The sequence below is a fragment of the Virgibacillus profundi genome, assembly GCF_002287375.1.
GTDB lineage: Bacteria > Bacillota > Bacilli > Bacillales > Amphibacillaceae > Virgibacillus_K > Virgibacillus_K profundi.
In genome coordinates this window covers 110330-126370 of sequence record NZ_NPOA01000006.1, presented here as the reverse complement: position 1 = coordinate 126370, position 16041 = coordinate 110330, and the positions used below count along the sequence as shown (strand labels likewise).

16 protein-coding genes and 1 pseudogene are annotated in these 16041 nt (G+C 36.5%); 2 read left to right on the top strand and 15 right to left on the bottom strand.

Annotation, left to right across the window (positions count from 1 at the left end; translation table 11 throughout):
- Nucleotides 1-230 precede the first annotated feature (230 nt).
- The gene (locus CIL05_RS10140) at nucleotides 231-1391 is read left to right on the top strand and encodes a pyridoxal-phosphate-dependent aminotransferase family protein (protein WP_095655418.1); all 1161 of its coding nucleotides are present in this window, start codon (nucleotides 231-233) and stop codon (nucleotides 1389-1391) included.
- Entirely contained in the window at nucleotides 1381-2967 is a 1587-nt protein-coding gene (serA, locus tag CIL05_RS10135; RefSeq protein WP_095655540.1) for a phosphoglycerate dehydrogenase, read from the top strand. Before CIL05_RS10140 ends, serA begins: the two co-directional genes overlap by 11 nt.
- A gap of 97 nt (nucleotides 2968-3064) precedes the next feature.
- On the opposite strand, the gene CIL05_RS10130 is transcribed toward serA, so the two are convergent.
- From CIL05_RS10130 to CIL05_RS10065, 15 genes and pseudogenes are all read right to left on the bottom strand, one after another.
- Nucleotides 3065-6346: an ABC transporter permease gene (locus CIL05_RS10130; protein ID WP_095655417.1), complete on the bottom strand. Its 3282-nt coding sequence runs from the start codon at nucleotides 6344-6346 to the stop codon at nucleotides 3065-3067.
- On the bottom strand, nucleotides 6343-7035 hold the full coding sequence (locus tag CIL05_RS10125; RefSeq protein WP_095655416.1) for an ABC transporter ATP-binding protein: 693 nt from the start codon (nucleotides 7033-7035) through the stop codon (nucleotides 6343-6345). The genes CIL05_RS10130 and CIL05_RS10125 overlap by 4 nt, the downstream gene beginning before the upstream one ends.
- Before the next feature lie 532 nt (nucleotides 7036-7567).
- Nucleotides 7568-8422 carry a metallophosphoesterase gene (locus tag CIL05_RS10120; RefSeq protein WP_095655415.1) on the bottom strand — a complete coding sequence of 285 codons (855 nt, stop codon included), beginning with the start codon at nucleotides 8420-8422 and terminating at the stop codon, nucleotides 7568-7570.
- A gap of 122 nt (nucleotides 8423-8544) precedes the next feature.
- Entirely contained in the window at nucleotides 8545-8817 is a 273-nt protein-coding gene (locus CIL05_RS10115) for a hypothetical protein (protein ID WP_095655414.1), read from the bottom strand.
- 135 nt (nucleotides 8818-8952) lie between these two features.
- Nucleotides 8953-9150 (bottom strand): annotated as a pseudogene (locus CIL05_RS10110) (GNAT family N-acetyltransferase); the annotation flags it as partial.
- Nucleotides 9150-9881: a CPBP family intramembrane glutamic endopeptidase gene (locus CIL05_RS10105; RefSeq protein ID WP_123056250.1), complete on the bottom strand. Its 732-nt coding sequence runs from the start codon at nucleotides 9879-9881 to the stop codon at nucleotides 9150-9152. The gene CIL05_RS10105 and the pseudogene CIL05_RS10110, both read right to left, overlap by 1 nt.
- A 380-nt stretch (nucleotides 9882-10261) precedes the next feature.
- Entirely contained in the window at nucleotides 10262-10411 is a 150-nt protein-coding gene (locus CIL05_RS22205; protein ID WP_165769097.1) for a hypothetical protein, read from the bottom strand.
- 74 nt (nucleotides 10412-10485) lie between these two features.
- Nucleotides 10486-11043, bottom strand: coding sequence for a helicase (locus CIL05_RS10100; protein ID WP_095655411.1), 558 nt, complete (start codon nucleotides 11041-11043; stop codon nucleotides 10486-10488).
- Nucleotides 11044-11150: 107 nt separating this feature from the next.
- Nucleotides 11151-11933 (bottom strand): class I SAM-dependent methyltransferase, encoded by a 783-nt coding sequence (locus tag CIL05_RS10095; RefSeq protein WP_095655410.1) that lies wholly within the window; start codon nucleotides 11931-11933, stop codon nucleotides 11151-11153.
- An 89-nt stretch (nucleotides 11934-12022) separates the two neighbouring features.
- Nucleotides 12023-12526 (bottom strand): hypothetical protein, encoded by a 504-nt coding sequence (locus tag CIL05_RS10090; protein WP_095655409.1) that lies wholly within the window; start codon nucleotides 12524-12526, stop codon nucleotides 12023-12025.
- A gap of 160 nt (nucleotides 12527-12686) precedes the next feature.
- Nucleotides 12687-13469: a hypothetical protein gene (locus CIL05_RS10085; protein ID WP_095655408.1), complete on the bottom strand. Its 783-nt coding sequence runs from the start codon at nucleotides 13467-13469 to the stop codon at nucleotides 12687-12689.
- On the bottom strand, nucleotides 13456-14337 hold the full coding sequence (locus tag CIL05_RS10080; protein ID WP_095655407.1) for an ATP-binding cassette domain-containing protein: 882 nt from the start codon (nucleotides 14335-14337) through the stop codon (nucleotides 13456-13458). Before CIL05_RS10080 ends, CIL05_RS10085 begins: the two co-directional genes overlap by 14 nt.
- Before the next feature lie 16 nt (nucleotides 14338-14353).
- Nucleotides 14354-14686 carry a GntR family transcriptional regulator gene (locus CIL05_RS10075; protein ID WP_240510167.1) on the bottom strand — a complete coding sequence of 111 codons (333 nt, stop codon included), beginning with the start codon at nucleotides 14684-14686 and terminating at the stop codon, nucleotides 14354-14356.
- Between the two features lie 118 nt (nucleotides 14687-14804).
- On the bottom strand, nucleotides 14805-14879 hold the full coding sequence (locus tag CIL05_RS10070; RefSeq protein WP_240510166.1) for a hypothetical protein: 75 nt from the start codon (nucleotides 14877-14879) through the stop codon (nucleotides 14805-14807).
- A gap of 614 nt (nucleotides 14880-15493) precedes the next feature.
- Nucleotides 15494-16003, bottom strand: a complete 510-nt coding sequence (locus CIL05_RS10065) for a YfiT family bacillithiol transferase (protein WP_095655405.1) — start codon at nucleotides 16001-16003, stop codon at nucleotides 15494-15496.
- Nucleotides 16004-16041: the final 38 nt, after the last annotated feature.

Below are 16041 nucleotides of genomic sequence, written 5' to 3'. Positions count from 1 at the left end.
CTTGTTTTTGTTTGTGTTTAGGTATATTATTTTAATAAGATCTTTTATATATTACATATTTTAATCCAAAAACCGAACATTAAATTTATATTATCATTTATTGTCTATTTTTTGAAATAAATATCCATAAAGTTAATTGACAATTATAATATATCTGATATCCTTACAATTATTTATTAATACATGGAAAAGCACCATTAGATTACCTCAAGTACGAAAGGAGAAAGATTATGTTACCAGATCAGCATTTACTTAGAATTCCTGGACCAAGTCCAATCCCGCCGAGTGTACAGCTCGCAATGAGTCAGCCTATGATCGGTCATCGGGGTCAGGAAGCAAAGGAATTACTCAAACAGATTAAACCAAAATTAAAGTTTGTCTTTGGCACAAAGCAAGATGTCTCTATCATTACTGGAAGTGGGACAGCTGGTCTCGAAACTGCCGTAGTCAATGCCGTTAAACAAGGCGAAGAAGTATTAGTAGTTGAAACCGGAGCTTTTGGTGAACGTTTTTCAAAAATATGTGCTGCCTATCAATTAAAAACGCACCATCTTAAGGTCGATTGGGGAAACGCAGTTACGCCTGAAGCCATTCAAGAATATCTCAGGAAGCATCAAAACATTAAAGCGGTTTTCACCACCTATTGCGAAACTTCAACAGGGGTATTAAACCCAATTGAAGAAATTGCTAAAACAGTTCATACATACTCAGATGCACTGGTAATTGTGGATGGTGTATCCTGTGTTGGCGGTGTGGAAACAAAAATGGATGAATGGGGAATTGACATCCTGGTTACAGGTTCACAAAAAGCCATGATGCTCCCAGCAGGCTTAACATTTGTTGCAGTCAGCGATCGTGCATGGAAGGTCATTGAAGAAAACGAGCAGCCGAGATTCTACTTGGATCTAACGAAATATCGTGACAATTTAATAAAAGATTCCACACCCTTCACTCCCGGTCTATCATTGCTATTTGGTTTGAAGCAGGCTCTGAAACTTATGGAGGAAGAAGGTCTCAAGCAGGTTTATTCAAGACACCAATTAATGATGAAAATGACGAGAGAAGCATTCAGGGCACATGATATCCCATTACTTACAAATGATATTGCAGCATCGCCAACAGTAACCGCTGTAAATCCAACTGACTTTAAAGCTGAAGATTTAAGAAGTATTATTAAAAGTGAATTTGGTCTGTCCATTGCAGGCGGACAGCAGCATTTGAAAGGAAAGATTTTCCGCATCGGTCATATGGGCTACTGTTCTGTTGCTGATGTACTTCAGACAATCAGCATTATTGAAATTGGACTTACTAGAATTGGCAAGACGATAGAGCTTGGAAAAGGTATACGAGCAGCTCAGGAAGTTATATTGGAGGGTAATAATAATGTTTAATATTTTAATTTCCGATCCACTTAGTGAAGAAGGTATACAGCCACTTCGTAACGCCGAAAACATGAATATTGTGATTGATACCGAGTTAACCCCTGAAGAATTAGCAGTAAAAATAACTGATTTTGATGCCTTATTAGTAAGAAGTCAGACACAAGTAACACGGGAATTAATCAGCAAAGCTTCGAATTTAAAAATTATCGGACGTGCAGGTGTTGGCGTTGACAATATTGACCTGGATGCTGCTACAGAGCATGGGATCATCGTTGTGAATGCTCCCAATGGAAATACCAATTCTGCAGCAGAGCATACCATGGCAATGATCATGTCTCTGTCCAGAAAAATCCCACAGGCTTTTAATTCATTAAAAAATAAGCGTTGGGACCGTAAAAAATATGTCGGTGTCGAACTAAAGAATAAGACATTAGGAATAATCGGCCTTGGAAGAATCGGTGCTGAAGTTGCATATAGAGCAAAAGGCCAGCGAATGAACATCACAGCGTATGATCCTTTTTTAACAGAAGAAAAAGCAGACAAAATGGGGATTGGATATGGCACGGTTGAAGATGTTTTACAGGTAGCAGATTTTATCACCATTCACACCCCTTTATTAAAGGAAACCAGACATTTGCTTAATGAGGATGCTTTTAAACTCATGAAAGATGGTGTCCAAATTGTTAATTGTGCCCGTGGAGGGATCATTGATGAGGAAGCCTTGTATCATGCAATCACCTCAAAAAAAGTAGCTGGTGCTGCACTGGATGTTTTTGAGGAAGAACCATTCATGGACAATAAACTATTGGAGCTACCAGAAGTCATTGCAACACCACATCTTGGTGCTAGCACAATTGAGGCACAGGAAATGGTGGCGATTGACGTTTGTCACGACGTAATTAGCCTTTTAACAGGAGAAACAGTAAAGAATCCGGTTAATCTGCCATCTGTTCCAGGAGAAATACTGAATAAAATCGAACCATACTTTAATTTAGCAGAAAAGCTTGGAGACTTTCTCATTCATTTAACAGATGAAGTTATCGAAGAAGTAAATATATATTATTCCGGCGATTTGTATGATGTAGAAGTTGCCCCATTGACGAGAAATACAGTAAAAGGACTTCTTAAGCGCCATCTGGGGAACCATGTCAATGATGTGAATGCCTTGTTTCTTGCTGAAAAAAGAGGGATTACCATTCAAGAAAATAAAACACCTAAAGCAAGAGGATTTACCAATTTAATAAAAGTAGAAGTGAAAACAAAATCCGAATCCAGAAGTGTTTCCGGAACCTTATTAAACGGACTTGGACCGAGAATTGTAAAGGTAGACCATTACAGTGTTGATTTTACACCGAAGGGTCATGTTGTAGTCATCCATCATAAAGACCAGCCAGGAGTTATCGGCAAAATGGGAAGCCTTCTGTCACAACATAATATTAACATTGCTACAATGCAGGTAGACAGATCTGATGTAGGCGGAGACGCCATCATGATGCTGACAGTTGACAAACATATGGAAAAAGATGAATTAGAAGCACTGAAATCAGTTGAGGAAATTTATGATGTTATGGTGGTAGATTTATAGAATTTGAGGAGAGGTGTTGTCCTGCTACTCGGGTTGGTTACGGGATTATAATGCAGAAAATGGTGTCTGGTCATTAGCCAGTGCACCATTTTTACATTTATTCAAACCATACCATTATCCCTCTTCCAACAGATCCATTTTCGCTTTTCAACAACAAGCCATAACTATCAGTGTTGTCTGGAACAGTAAATTCCAACACAGCATGCATCATTCCATCTCGATGTCCCTCTAACCAGCGCTCATCCCTCCAGCCTTGCGCTTCAAGCACTTCTACTTCGACCGGGTAATAGGTTTCCTCTCCAACAAGGAGTGTAAAATGCTGCTTTGGCCGTATTCCATATGTCATTGAATCCAGTATTTCAAACGTAAATTCAATTCCTATATTTTGCATCCCCGATTCAGAAGGAGGTAAACTACTCTCTATTTCTTTAGCCTCATAAAAGAGCATTCCGGACCAACTTGTATTTTTACTAGTCTCATCTGATCTAAACTCTAATTCGTATTCATCCGTAGTTTCGTGAGTAGTCCCAGTCACATTATTATTAGTGTTCTGATCAGTATTGTTAACATTTGTATCTTCCTCCACACTACCTTCTGTCGGACTAAAGGCTTGCTCTACCTCAAGCTCTGGATTAGCACTTTCAATATTAGGAGCAACCTTTACCATCGTAAACAGAAACGTACCTACTAATAATACAGATGTTGAAATCACGATCCATTTTAAACGCCTTTCCACAGCTTTTCGATTCGAAATATTTCCACCTATACCCTGATTTGGTATTATTCGAACCGCTCTTTCTGCAGGGAAAATTGTTCCGATTAACCCAATCACTACCGGAATCAATCCTGTTGCTACAATAAAGCCAATTTCTTCCTTGGGGAAAGCACCATATAATCCCCACATCATCAAAAAGGCAATTGTAAGACCAATAACTGCAGCAACTAAGCCACTAAAAATCCCTTCTGCCAAGATTAATCTACGAATACTCCATCTTTTCCATCCTATTGCCTGGAGTAAAGAAATTTCTTCTCTTCGTTCCGATACATTCTGCCACATAATTTCCGCTGTAGTCAAAATAGCAATAATTAAGGATATGATAATCGCGACATAATGTTGAGGTCCTATTTCCAATGCTACATATTCTCCAAGTAATGAGGTGTACATAATTCCTCTTAATCGGAATGTAATGTATAAAAACACTGCCAATAGTGAGGTTGGCAAGGCAATCGAAATAACCGACAGAAAACTTCTTTTCCACTTTCCTATAAAATGATTAAAAGCCATCCGATTAATTCCTTTAGCCTGGAACATCCGCTTACTTGTACCCGATATTTCTCCAGTACGCATTGCTTCATAAGGAGAGATATTTCGGATTAAAATGATTGGGATTACCGAACCTAAAATATAAACAATAAGCCCAAATAAACCAGTCCATAAAAAGCGATCAAAGGATATCGTTGCATCACTCGATACATACACAAAGCCAAGCATTATCCAGGAAATGAACGCCACAAAAATACCAATTATGCTGGATTCCAGGAATAATAAACGACTTAACTGACTTGGCCGCCATCCTATTGAGAGCAATACAGCAAATTCCTTTCTTCTGGCTAGCAAGTTAACAATTCCAGAAGCCCAGACATAGACAATTGCTATTGCTATAACACTAGCTACAACGCCAGAGAATCCGATTTTTGTTTCTTTAAAAATAGAAATGGATGATCCAATATTCACCCAAGGCTGTTGTAACCAGCCGATATCATTATCACCATTTAATCCTGAAACGTATGTTAATGCTAATTGTGGTGAGGACCCTAGTGTGATATCAGTAATAAGCCCTGTCTTATTTTCAATCTCACTGGCAACTTGTTCTAATATTGCTTGGCTTTCATCACTTAAATCTGTAACCCCTGCAACTTTAATTCGAATCGCTGAGATCGGCTTATCACCTAATATTTTTTCTGCTGCTTCAATTGTTGTAAGCATTCCTGGTGGTTCTGTTAAAAAGTTATTTGGATCTCCAATGGGCTTCAATTGTTTAGGTGGGTTCACTGGATTTCCTTCCGCATCCATGACAAACTCGGCAGTCGCCGGGCGATATGTTTCCATTGGCAATTCAGTAGTTGGATCCTTTGAAATTGCAAGTTCACTAGCGTCATAGAAACCTATCCAGCTTGGGTTAATTCGAGGAAAATTAATAAATTCTTCCTCGATTAAAACTGGTTCACGGTAAGACTCTTGATTTCTATACAATGCTACTGTATCTTCTCCATTTTGAAAGGATATAACCTGGTACGTGTATGGCCATCTATCTTCATAAGGACTTGCAATTTCCTGATACTCGAGTGGACTTGGTTTATAAACCATCCCAGTCACATTATCCTCACCAGAATTCCCAACAATCTCCTTTGATTCCCCCTCCGATTTATCATTATCAATCGGTAGAGCTTCCCCAGTTTCCCAGTCAACACCCGTCTTTTCATTTATAAATTCACGAAAAGCTTCTTCACCCGTATAGGTAAATGTCTCGACAACTTCACCTTCTATAGAATCTAAATACTCTCCTCCACCTTTTTCCTTTACGGTTTCCATTACCTCATATACATTCTCTTGGTTAATAGGTATATTTAAACGTTCAAATGTAATACTTTCTACTTTATCAACAAACGTTTGTTGATTTACGATGATTGGAAATTCATGATGTCCTCCGTTAATTCCATTAAAGTAATAGCCATCTGATTCATTAAAATACCTACTTGTCCCTAGAGGAATGATAGCTTCATCCAAACCGACTAGTTTCGCCTCTTGTTCTGGATCAATTCCAGCTAACAGTGCATAAGAGTGAACAGTTAAATCCGGGTGTGGACTGCCTACTCCATATTCAGTACCCATGTTCATGTTATCCCAGACATCACTTACAAAATAATAATTATAAGCATCTGTTTCCTTGTCTATTCCGTTGTCAACAGTGGTCTCCATTATCCTTCTGTAAATACCATCCTCAGGCAAGTCCGCATAACCAAAATTAACCTCATAATCAGCATAACCAATCATCGCAATAGGTGCGGCAACTTCTATACCAGGTATATCCTTTATAGCTTCATATTGTTCAAGGCTAATTCCTCCACTTAAGCCACTTAAGTAATTAGGCTCTAATAGTTTCTTCTCTTCTGTAAAACTACGAGTTCCGTCTGGGCGAACAACAATGTCATAAGATGCAGACCATCTTTGTTGTAAATTATCAACAACGGTTCCTTTATTGGTCTCAGATAATCCTATTAAATATGTTAAACCAGCACTAACAATAAAGGCACCAACAATGAGCAGAAGAAACCTTTCCTTCCGCCTCCACCAGTTCTGCCAAATGAAACGAATCACAGTGTTACACCTACTTCATCCGAGCGTATAACACCATCTTGCATTGTAATGATGCGACTTGCTTTTGCAGCAAGTGTTGGATCATGGGTCACAAATAAAACGCCACATCCTTCTTGTTTGTTTAGTTCTTTAAGCAGATCATAAATCCGTTCTCCTGTTTCTGTATCAAGGTTACCCGTTGGCTCATCCGCTAGTAGCCAGCTTGGTTTATGTACAATCGCTCGAGCTATAGCAACCCGCTGTTGCTGTCCACCAGATAATTGGGATGGGAGTGAATTCATTTTATCCTGAAGCCCAACTTGTTCCAGGACCTCTTTAGCTTGTTCCAATTTATTATATGGAACTTTTCTCGAAAACAATGGTGTAAGAACATTTTCTAATGCTGTTAAAGTAGGAAGTAGATGAAATTGCTGGAAGATGAAGCCTATCTCCTGGAAGCGAAAGTCTGCAATTTGATTCTTACGTTTATTTAAAATTTCCATATCATCATAGGTTATTGTTCCTTTACTTGGTTTGTCCAATGTTCCGAGTAAACTTAGCAATGTTGATTTCCCCGACCCCGACGGTCCTATAATAGCCGTGAATTCTCCCTTTTCAAATATTAAATTAGCATTTTCCAACGCAACCGTTTTTGTACCGTCACCCTCGAACGATTTTTCAAGAGCCGTACATGTAATAGTATTAATCAATATAGTTCTCCCTCCTCACTTTGAAACTTAGATATTTCATAACCCTTCAAAACACTGCCCCGTAAGAGTACATATTTTTACACATTTATAATCTAAATTCATTTTACCATATATTTAAATCATTTATATAATTATTCCGAATTCTCTGTCCACACTCCCAATCAGTCCTTCAAGTGAAGATAATATACTATAACAATTTTTGCATCCTAATTTAATAGTTTGCATGACAAAGCTCGGAAATGCTGATGTTCAAGGAAGACGAGATTAAATTTTTATTAAAAGTGCTTGTTCAGCAACTAGCTGATTTAACACAAAAAGCGACTGCCTTATTGGACAATCGCACGTTAGTTTAATAATATGTATGTATTTTACAGCAATAAATTCACTATGAACTGTTCACCAATTGATAATTTTTTATCTTGTCTGTATCTTGAAAACCAGCTTTTATATACAATTTCTGAGCAGCATTATTTTGCAATTAACAGCTAAAACATTTCATTACTCCCAAGATAAAATTTACAGGTTACATTGATTATTTATCAGTCTTCAATGTCACTACAATAATTTCTGGACGATTGAAAATCCTTAACGGAATAATACTATTTCCAAGTCCCCTATTCACAATCATTGTACTGTTAGCTGACTTGTGTTTCCCTGATGTATACTTTGGAAACAATCCCTGGTCTGGAGCAATCAAACCACCCACGAAGGGAATTCTAAATTGCCCACCATGTGCATGGCCTGAGAAAATTACATCAAATCCATATTCACTATAAAGAGAAAACATTTCTGGTCTGTGTGATAATAAAATATGAAAATTATCTCCTCTCTCGATTCCTTCAATTGAATTCTTAATATTTTCTTCCGTTGCAGCTTTTTCTGCGGAAGATTCATCTACTGCTGGGTCATCAATACCTATAATTTGAATTTTGTCAGTTCCAAGGGTGATTTCTTCTGCTGTGTTTCTCAACACCTGGATACCTATATTTTCCAGTTTTCCCTCTAATGAACTGAATTTCCCAGACCGCCATTCGTGATTTCCTGTCACATAATAAACTGGAGCAATTTGAACCAATTTTTCCATCAAAATTAGACTCGGCTTCTCATCATATCTTTCCGAATCTATTAAATCACCTGTGAATACAATAGAATCCGGTTCTGTCTTTTTCACTTTTTTAACAAGGTCGCTTTGATTATTCCCGAAAGATTTATTATGTAGGTCAGATAGTTGAACAATTTTATATCCATTAAAATTTGGAGGAAGCTTGTCTGAACGAATGTTATATTCACTTGTTACAATTGAATTGTTTTGAAAGTAAAAAAAGTAAATTAACAAAGCTATTCCAATTAAAAAATATAACCATTTCTTTTTAGTTTTCTTCTTCAACATTTGCCTCTCCTATTTTCACCTAAATTATTGTATGGCCATTCTACCACATTAGCACAGGAGGCTATTCTTTTGAATGATCGTAGCTCTTTAGTTATAGAATCTTTTATACATTTTTCTCTTTAACAAATTGATACTTCACCCTTTATTACCTCACCGCTTTGGTCATCAATATGCTCCGTACCACTCTCACAGTTTTCTTCGTTTCCCCACTCAACTATATATTTACCCCATTTGTGATTAACTGATATTATTTCAATTTCACCTATGTCCCCAGAGTGGCGTTCTATAACAATTGATTCGGCTTGTTCCTGAGAAATTTCAGGATCTGAATTCCCACAAGCGGCTAAAATTAGAAGTAGCAAAACAAATAATACAGAGCCTGTTCTTTTCATCTGTTCAACCTCCATAGAGCACTGAATAGGAGCATTAAAATGTACCACTTCTGTCATGTTTTTTACCAACGGTTTCCATAAGATTTACCACTGGTGCCACTGCACTTACCAAGGGGTAATGTAAAGGAGTTGTTCCTAGAGATACTCTTCCTTTAAAATCCCCATGTGTATTATATCGTGCCACTCCCCATTTCGGTATAAGCTTTGTCTTATAGCCCCTTCTTGTTTAAAGCCTAATTTTGAATTTAGATGTATGGCCTTTTCATTTAATGAAAATACCCTTAATGAAACTCGATGTAGATTAAGTTCTAAGAATACGTAATCCAGTAACATCATTTCCATATGCTTTTTTTGTACAGTATTTCCTTTGGATTTATAACAATTAATATTAATGCGACAACAAAATAAGAAAGCATAACATATACTATAATATCTAATAAATCTCCTTTAATCACCACAAGAGAATAATTAAATAATTGGTGAATGACAATTGGTATCACTAAGTTCTTATTTAGGTTGTAGAACAACGTCACAATAATCGAAAATGATAAAATACCAATCATAAAAAGCAAAATGTACTTGATTAAACTCACACCGGTATAACCCGTTGCAAACCACAGCGGGATGTGCCAAAGCCCCCACAGAACACCTACTATTAGGGCTGACCTCAAAGGAGAGTACTTTTTTTGAAGTTCATTTAATGCATATCCTCTCCATCCTAACTCTTCACCTAAGGGTCCCCTTACTAAACTATCTAAAAATGCTATCAACAATAGCCCAGGACTTGTAAATAATATTGCTGAATTTTGAGTATCGTTTGTATCTGATAACAGCAATATCGTAACAGCGACAATTATAATTTGAATAATCACTACAGTGCTAAGAACAGAAAAACTAATTCTTGGAGCAAATTGCTTTTTCACAAAATCCTTTAGCCTTATTGCCGGATAAATCTTTTTAAATAAAATAATAAATGCAAAGGTTGATGACCATGCAGCAATGATTTGCAGAATGCTTGTTACCCTCTCTGGTGCACCTATAACTATACTTATACCGATTATCATAAAAAACACAAAAAATATTACATAAGTTAAGACAACAAAACTGATCAATGGACTTTTTAATGCATTTTTCTTTTTTATAATAAACCACCCTCATAATAAATTGTTAACGATGGTTAAATTATATTATTATTTAAACCCAAACTCTTCAGACCAGGGGCTGAAACTTTACTTCACTTAGAGTCTGATTTAAATAGCTTTCTTATTATAGGGCTAGTTTTCTTACCCTATTTCATTCTTCTTCAAAAGGAAAAACGTATTGATCAATATCGAAATCTGTTCCAATATCTATTGCAAATTGCATTTGCTCTTTGCTAAATGAAAATGCGGGGCTGGCTCCATCTTTTATGTCACACTAACAGGCGGCAAACAAACCCGTTTATTTATTTCTGCTTATTTTTTAACTTCCGCTCAAGAAATGCAATTATTAGATGACCTGTTGTCCCACCCATAAGCATCGTAATCCACCAAATCCAGTCAAACTCACCTTTCCAAAAACCAAGCAAAGTTCCAAGTAGCATATTTAGTCTCATAAATACTCCTTCCAATTATGATTATGGATATTACCGCGTCGCAAAGTCTGCATTATTACATCGGTTTATAAAGCTCACTTATTCAAAGTCTTTTTTTGGTGACAAAAGATAAAATGATCATCAGGCTCCCAAACGTGTTGGTCATCAGCAATGTATCCACGTAACCATAGAACACCATTGATTCGTCTGAGATAAAAGCCTTTCGGAAAATTTTCGTCTTCGGTTAGTGGCTCTGAAGCTATTGTGATGGAGCCATACGGAGCTTGATGTAGCTGGGAGGACTTTCCCGAATTACCTTCAGGCTGATCTAGGTACTCCAGTCTTAGATAAGGGGCCAGCTCAAGTGGACACAATCCCAAACCAAGTTGGCTCGCTTTATTAAATAGTTGAGCTGTAGTAGCCCCCTTAGTCAAGCCCAGATTGCGGACGGTGAGCTCAACAGTCTCCATTCTGTATGCCTTAGCAGATGTAGTGAAATTATCATCTGCAAATAGTCTCTCTCCATACTCGTTCATTAAAATAAAGTGCTGTTGCAATATCTGGATAAGCTGCGACTTTGTAAGACCGCCCACCTCGACCGTTCTAGTTATACTTAGGCAGTCCGGGTATATGTTGTCATGTTCAATATTCATTCGTAATCACTCCTAACGAAATGGGTTTACTAGATTTAGGGGCGTCACTAGGCGTGTCATGCTTTTTAAAGAGCCTTATCTAGTACCCTACCTTTCACAAGTAGTTCTTAATCGACCTCTAACTTTATAGCTCTTGTTGCAATAAAAATCTTAATATGATTGTCTAGTATTCTTGTTCCACCAAAATCATCCTCATAAAAACCTAAAATAACAAAGCCAGCATCTATTTGTCCTTGAATTTGGTCTTCCAAAGTATGTGCATATTCTATTGTTTGACTTGAATTGATATAGTCTTGAACTTCATCCCCAGGCAGATAGTCCAATGTGGATGAAGGGATGGAATGTTTCACATCAAGAATGCCTTTTCTTTCTTGATTATCATCAAAAATCCATAGCAGAGGATTCGTAAATCCAGCAATTAAAATACCTCTATTCTTTAATACTCTTGAAACTTCATTCCATACAGGACGAACATCTTCCACAAATAAATTAGAAACAGGATTAACGACAATATCAAAATATTCATTTTCAAAATCGCTAAGGTCTGACATATCTCCTTGCACTGTTTTTAAAGTTAATCCATCCCGTTTGGCAACCTTTTCATCTTGTTCCAATTGTTTTTTTGAAATATCAGTAACCGTTACATCTGCTCCGGCAGCAGCTAAAACTGGCCCTTGTTGCCCTCCACCAGATGCTAAACAGAGGATTTTTAAACCCTCTAAAGATGGTGGAAACCAATTCCTTGGAACTGTTTTTTCAGTAGTGACTGTAATTTCCCATTCACCTGATTTACTTTTTTTAATTATTTCGCTACTTACAGTTTGGGTGTATCTAGAACCCTCTTCAACCTTCTTGTCCCAAGCGTTGCTGTTTTGTTGTGTTATATCCATTATAATCCCCCCTTATTCTTCAGCTACCATGCTGCTTAATTGAACAAGAGTGTAATTACTTGTTCAAGATTTATATCCGTTTAAGCATACTATTTCACAGCTTCCCTATACATGTTTCTGAACTTAAAACTAATATAGATTGATAGAATCCAAGTAATTAAAAGGATTAGGTGAAACAGTACATGTATCGTATTTAGTACAATCCCATTCATCACTGGTAAAAAAGTATGGGTTTCACCAAACATCATACTATATCTTTCTATTCTCTCATTTACTGCCCCAAAAAGATAAGGAATCCACCAGGCTGAGAGAGCCCCATAAAAAATACTACCAAGATGAATGATTAGCCAAACCTTTGCCCAAATTGGGTATCTTTTTCCAATAAAAAGAAGTGCAATTACGGTCACTACTAAGATAGAAACGACATTGATTATAGTGTTTACAATTAACTCCTTTAATGTATTTACTTCTTGAATTCCATGAATATCATTTAAATTCCCCAAAGGTAACCAGTCATGAAATAACATAAACAATAAAATTAGTCCTAATCCGGTAACAAAAAGCTTTTCAGCAACAGTAATGTTTCTATTCATCATTCACCTCTAATAAAAACCTTTTTATTTAAACGGCTTGAATAATTCAGTTTAGCTTATTAGAAAATCCTCTTTATATTTTGCATAACACCGACCTAACTATTAAAAGACAAGGAGCCACATCCCAATTGGAATCTGCCCCCTGCCCTTCCCAGTACACTTACATTTTGATCGTAACCCGCTTCGTTAGCTGACGAATAATCCAAACAGGAAGAAGAATGACTAGCAATATAACGAATAAAGTAATACTCGTTGGGAGAGATGCTAATGCAGAAAACCTATCAAATATAGGCAAATCCAAGGCTATTCTTATCATGGTGTCTCCAAACATTAAAATAAGGATAGAAGCAACAATGGAAACTATACCAATTATAAAATCATATTTGTAAAAGCTTGCACTGATTAACCAACCAAGTAAATAATACATAAATAAGTTTAGACTAAAAACTCCTAGGGCTAGTAGCCAGTTACTACTGAGATCAACATGTGGTGATAATATAATTGCCTGGACTATGTCACCAATGATATCACCAATATCACCATCTATTTCCTGAATGACGGAATTAATGTCCGCTTCCCGATAATTTATATTCACTATCGCCTTGATTATTGAAGAAATAATGAATGCCAATACGGGAAGAGAAATAGATAACCCAATCGATGCAAGAAGTGCACCTTTAAAATAATCCTTTCTTGTCACACCATTTTCTACATAATGCGGAAGAAAGTGAATACAGATAATGCCTATTACAAGCATGAAAATATTTGCCGTAGTAAATACTGAATTATAAAAGGTATCAACTTCATCTCCCTGGAAAAATGTCAGCCTTCCTATTCTCCAAAAATGAATGATTAACATGATACCAAAGAACCCCAATGTCCAAGCCAATTGCATCATATACATGTCTAAAGCAACTTTAGGGAAATGATTATTTTGTTTCATATTCCTCTTCCTCCCCTGTTAAATGGATAAATAAATCCTGTAATGAAAGGTTTGATATTTCGAGCCCAGCATGCGATGCAGCTTTTCGCTCCTCTTGACTAAACTCACCATAAATGAAAATTGCTTTTGTATCTCCAAGTTGTTCTGTATTTAATTGCTTCTTGGACCCTACAAATTCATCCACTAAATCCTTACTTCCCGTTACTTTTGCCCCTTTTGTAGTAAAGGAATCAACATCCTCATGAAGTAAAATTTCTCCTTTGTGTAATAAAATAACTTCATCAAATAAATAATCCATTTCGGAAACAAGATGGGTGGAAAGAATGAAGACCCGAGGATGGTCTGCTTGATCCTGCAAGAGTTCCTTGTAAAAAATATCCCTTGAAGGTGCATCCATTCCAAGATATACTTCATCAAATATGGTTATCTCAGCTCTCGTTGCTAAACCAACCGCCACATTAAATGCGGATTGCATTCCTTTTGAAAACTTTTTGAGCGGTTTCTTCTTATCCAGTTTAAATCGCTTTATCAAATGCTCCGCATAGTCTATATCAAAATTTGGTCGATATCTTTGTACATCTTCAAGAAGTGATTTTACATTATCTGATTCATCTTTATAATCTTTGTTATACAAAAATAATACTTGCTGCATGATATTCGCATTTTCAAACGGTACTTCCCCATCCATCGTAATTGACCCAGATGTTGCTTCTCTAAAGGATGCAAGAATAGAAAGAAAGGATGTTTTTCCTGCGCCATTTCTTCCGAGTAGCCCATATATTTTCTTTTCCGTTAGTTCAAATGTAATATTTTTTAATGCTTCATCCCTACCATAATGCAGCCCTAAATTTTCGACTTTAACATTCATTACAAGTCACGACCTTTCACTCTTTTATAAATTGAATAATTTCAGCTTCTGTAATTTCCAGTTTTTCAGCTTCATGCACAAGCCTCACAACATAATCCTCAATAAATGCCTCTTTTCGCTGTCCGATCAGTTTTTCCTTCGCTTCTTCTGCGACAATCATACCAATCCCTCGCTTTTTATAAAGAATTCCTTCATCAACTAACTGATTTATTCCTTTTGAAACGGTGGCATGGTTGATTTTGTAAAAATTCACAAGTTGGTTTGTCGAAGGTGCTTGCTCCCCTTCTTTTAATTGATTATTACTGCATAAGTAATCCTTCGAAGTTTTTGCATCGCAGACGAAAAGTATTTTTCGTTGAACTAAGGCATTCACCCAACCTAAAGCGAATGCCAAGTTTTCTAAGAATTGCTCTGTTCACGTACAAATTCACATTAAAAGGGCTTAGAGATTTTATTTCTCTAAGCCCTTAATTCTTGTCTGGATGGGGTTTTGGTCTATCAACGTCATCACCAGTAATGATTACATCAAATAAGTCATTCATATTGAGGCATTCAACTATCTAATAAATCTTGAGCACCTTGCGTTTTTTCTCACCTAAGTTTCCTAGGTATAATTATGTTTAAGCCTTTCGATTACAAATACTACAATTCCTCCCTATGACAACAGGTGCAATTGCCATGACAAACCCCATGATAGAATCTTCCTTCACTTATTAAACAAGATCATTCCTGCTACTTATAATTTTATTCTGAAATGACCCAATTGATGAGAGTTAATCAGACCGAACGCTTTAGTTGAGTCATTTCTATTACTTGTTTTTAATTTCTTCTAATAAAGATATTACCTTTTCATTTTGTTCTATCAGCTTATCATTTTGATTCCTAATTCTCGTAAAATCGAATAAAAAAACTATTAAAATTATTGTGATAAGTATAATCATTTCAGTTCACCCCATATATACATTTTCAGTATTACTCCCATAATAATCCATGTTTATAGTTTAACTGCTCTGGTTCTTTAATAGCTATAAAGAGACCATCACATGGACTCTCATTGTTTTGCTAATGGTGCTTTACTTGAAGAACTTCTGTTTCCTTTCCCCATTTAAAAATTGGCTTACCAGTGATTTGATAAGCCAATTCCTAAAATAGTATGCTATTTTGATAATGCGATTTTTATATGGGCCAAGTGATGCTCTTCATGCCAAGCTAATTTTGCAACCTTTGTTGCAACCGTTATTTTACCGTTTTTCTCGTGAGTAAAAGCTCGGGTCAATTGCGCTTCAGTTAAACTATGCCCCAAAGATACGATGCGCTCATTGATGCCTTCCAGCATTTTTATAGAACTTTCCACAGGAAGCTTTGTATCCGGTTGAATAGCCCATTCGTCTTGATCAAAAGCTGGCACTGTTGGATTCTCATCTGTTAAAGCCAGCTTCAAACGTTGATACATGTTCAACTGAGAGTCAGCAATATGATGAACAAGCCCGCGAACTGTCCAACTACCATCACGGTAAGTTTTGCTTAATTCCTCATCACTTAATGAGTCGACAGTTTCTCTTAATCGAATCGTGTAAGTTTCGGTTTGCTTTAACCATTCTTGAATATTTTCAAGTGTTACTTTTTCAGGTACTTGTAATTTGCCAATTGGGTATCTTTCATCCATTTTTAATCACCTTTTCCCTATTTCATTATATTTTGATA